The organism is Clostridium sp. (genome assembly GCF_016650095.1).
Classification (GTDB): domain Bacteria; phylum Bacillota; class Clostridia; order Clostridiales; family Clostridiaceae; genus Clostridium_AD.
The window spans coordinates 1-3,541 of record NZ_JAENWL010000382.1; the positions used below are offsets into that span (position 1 = coordinate 1).

At 33.1% G+C, this 3,541-nt stretch carries 3 protein-coding genes and 1 pseudogene; all 4 read right to left on the bottom strand.

The features are described 5' to 3' along the window. Nucleotides 1-1,119: RNA polymerase factor sigma-54 (gene rpoN, locus JJE11_RS16655; RefSeq protein ID WP_291637640.1), on the bottom strand; the 1,119-nt coding region annotated here is incomplete at its 3' end. A 223-nt stretch (nt 1,120-1,342) separates the two neighbouring features. Continuing rightward, on the bottom strand, nt 1,343-2,275 hold the full coding sequence (locus JJE11_RS16660; protein ID WP_291637642.1) for an ABC transporter permease: 933 nt from the start codon (nt 2,273-2,275) through the stop codon (nt 1,343-1,345). Beyond that, the gene (locus tag JJE11_RS16665; protein ID WP_291637644.1) at nt 2,268-3,374 is read right to left on the bottom strand and encodes an ABC transporter permease; all 1,107 of its coding nucleotides are present in this window, start codon (nt 3,372-3,374) and stop codon (nt 2,268-2,270) included. The genes JJE11_RS16660 and JJE11_RS16665 overlap by 8 nt, the downstream gene beginning before the upstream one ends. Further along, nucleotides 3,367-3,541 (bottom strand): annotated as a pseudogene (locus JJE11_RS16670) (ABC transporter ATP-binding protein); the annotation flags it as partial. The pseudogene JJE11_RS16670 and the gene JJE11_RS16665, both read right to left, overlap by 8 nt.

Consider the following 3,541-nt stretch of genomic DNA (forward strand, 5'->3'; position numbering starts at 1 on the left):
ATTTACACTAACATATTTTTCTCTAATTGCACGACTTATAGTAGATTCATGCATTTCTAAATGATTAGCAATTTTCTTAAGTGTCATTGGTTTTAGGTATTCTTCACCACTATCGAAATATTCCTTTTGAACTACCAAAATCTCTTCCAAAACTCTATACACAGTATTCTTTCTTTGTTCAATACTTTTGATAAGAAACATTGCACTATTGAGCTTTTCTTTCACGTATTCTACGGCTTCTATGTCTTTGTCATTTTGAATTATTTCCTTATACAAACTATTTATATTCAGTTTAGGTAGTACATCTTCATTCATAGAAATAAAATATTGATCATCAATCTTATTAATGTATGCATCAGGCACAATATATTTAACAGTCTCACCAGTATAAAATCCTCTAGATGGCTTAGGCTCTAATTTTTTTATTATATCACAATATTTTTGGACCTCAGAAATCGTAACTTTTAGTTCTTTAGCTATAACATTATATTTATTTTCTGCTAATAACTCCAAATAATTATTTATTATTTTATATATATTTTCTTCATTTATACCAAGGCTAATCAATTGAATTTCTAAACATTCTTTCAGATTCCTTGCTCCAATTCCTTCTGGCTCTAAAGATTGAAAAATTTTAAGTGCAATTTCCGCATTTTCATTTGATATTGCAAGTTCCTTGCATATATCCGATAAGTTTACAGCTAAGTATCCTTTACTATCTAAGTTCTCAACCATGTATTTACATATATCTAAAATTTCACGTTTTTCAGTTAATACGCCTATTTGCTCCACAAGATAATCTTTAAGAGATTTTTCCTGCGCAATATAATAAAAAGGAGAAACTTCTTCATTTTCCGTCTTTGTAGCATAATTTTTTATCTTGTAATCATCTTTCCCAAGGTATTTAATTATTTCTTTATAATCATTTACATCATTGTTATTACTTTTATTATTTCGCAAATCTTTTTCCTCAAGAACTGGATTCTCCTGCATCTCTTTATTCACATATTGCCCCAGCTCATATGCGGACATTTGAAGAAGTTTAACAGACATCTGCATTTCTTGTGTCATTATTAATTTTTGTTCTTGAATCAAATTGAGACCAAAATTAATATTCATTTTATCTATCACCTCATCTATGGCGCATTTAAAGAAATAACAACTTTGAACTTTAATATCTTTTGCTTGTTATTTATTTTCATACACATTTCCATTATAATTATTATAGCATAGCGCAGGATATAAATATAGATTATGCATTAAGCGAATTCAAATAAAAAATCTCTGCATACTCTCCTGCCATAGCAGAAAATATATGCTGAGATTCTTTATTTTTAAAATATTATCTTGATCCTTTATCATATGGCTTGCCACTTGCTAGAGGTCCTGTCGTTTTTCCAACGAATCCTGCTAGTGCAAGCATTGTGAGTACATATGGAATAACATCATATACTTCCGTAGGTAAATTCCAACTAAGTCCTTGCGCAAAAATATTAAATGCTGAACCAAAAGCAAATAATAAACACGCTCCGAAGGCTCCAAAAGGGTTCCAATTACCAAAAATAACAGCAGCTAAGGCAATAAATCCACGACCTGCAACCATTCCTTCTCTGTAAAGCGGAGTTATTCCAAGGGATAATGCCGCTCCACCAAGTCCCGCAAGCATTCCTGATAAAATAACACATAAATATCTTATTTTATAAACATTTATTCCTAAAGTGTCAGCAGCCTTTGGATGTTCTCCTACGGCTCTAATTCGAAGTCCTAAAGGTGTTTTATATAGCACATAGTTTGACACCAATACTAATATAATTGCCAATATAACAAACCAGTTTAACTGGCCTATGAATTTGCCTACTATTGGTATGTTTTTAATCCAATCTGGTATATTATAGGAAAGCCCTGTTACTATATCTGTTTGACCACCTTTACCATCAAATAGCTTAAATATTAAAAAGCTAGCAAGGGCCGTAGCAAAAAGATTTATGGCTGTACCTGAGATTACTTGATCTGCGCGCAAATGTATGCTGAGAACTGCATGTATTAAACCCAAAACCCCACCAGCTACCACGCCAAAAAGTATCCCTATTACTGGGCTTCCAGTGACATAACTTCCCCATATACTAAAGAAAGCACCTATTACCATCATACCTTCCAGACCTATATTAACTACACCAGATTTTTCAGAAAATATACCACCCAGTGCAGCAAAAATTAGAGGTGTTGCTATTCTTAAAGTTTGCCCAAGCAAATTTATTAAAATAACACTACTCATTTGTAATCGCCCCCTTATTTTTCTTTTCCGAGAAGTATTTAACAATATAATCTGTAGCAACAAATATAATAATTATAGCTTGGATTAAATAAACTATGTCTTTTGGTATTCCATTTAATTGAAGAGTTCTAGCACTACTATTTAAGGTTCCGAATAATAGCGCTGAGGCTATACAACCAATAGGATTGCTCTTAGCAAGCAGTGCAACCGCAATTCCATCAAACCCATAAGATGGAAGTGCCATAAAGTTTTTCACATTGTGAAGAACACCTGAAACCTGTGTGGCCCCACCAATTCCTGCTATTCCACCAGAAATCACCATTGCAAGTACAGTGTTTCTTGCTACATTTATTCCACCATATTCTGCAGCATGAGGATTTATACCAACTGCTCTTATTTCGTACCCAACAGTAGTTTTCCATAATAACCAAAATATAAATATAGCTACTGCTATAGCAAGAAATATACTAATATTCGCTCCACTACCAGAAACAAACCTAGGAAGTTGTGCACTCTCTTGTATAATTGCAGTACCTGATTTACCTTCCACTCCAAAGCTAGTTCTTAATATAAAGAAGTTAGCCACTGCCATGGCTATATAATTCATCATAATTGTATTAATAACTTCATGAGTACCTACTTTAGCCTTTAAATACCCTGGGATAGCTCCCCATAGCCCACCGGTTACAAAACCTGCAAAAATCATTAAAACTATATGAATTACTGGATTGAGTCCTGGGATAGTTCCTATAAAAGCCGCTCCTAGCATTCCAAGTATAAATTGACCAGCAACACCAATATTAAATAATCCACATTTAAATGCTACAGCATTGGCAACTCCTGTAAATATTAATGGTGTAACTTCTGAAATAGTAACAAATGTTACTCTCGGATTTCCAAACCCGCCTTTATATATAAGTCCAAATAAATCACCTAGAGCTGAAAAATACTGCAATATAGAATATCCTTTTGCCCACATTACAAAGAACACAGCCACAAATATGGAAACGATTATAGCAAAGAAAGGATATACAAGGGGTTTAAGGGCCCTCATTAATATACTCATAAATTTAATATCTTTGTTTTTAACTTTATCCATTTTCTTTAACTCCTTCCGGTGTTTCATTAAGAGTACCACCAGCCATAAGTATACCGAGTTTTATCTCTGTGGCGTCTTCTCGCTTTAGTGTATCTAATACTTTACCATCATACATTACAGCTATTCTATCAGATAATGATAGTATTTCATCAAGCTCTAAGGATACC

What these genes read in the sequence shown, in the direction of transcription:
- JJE11_RS16660 (WP_291637642.1), bottom strand. Translation starts at nt 2,275, where the DNA reads ATGAGTAGTGTTATTTTAATAAATTTGCTTGGGCAAACTTTAAGAATA.
- JJE11_RS16665 (WP_291637644.1), bottom strand. Translation starts at nt 3,374, where the DNA reads ATGGATAAAGTTAAAAACAAAGATATTAAATTTATGAGTATATTAATG.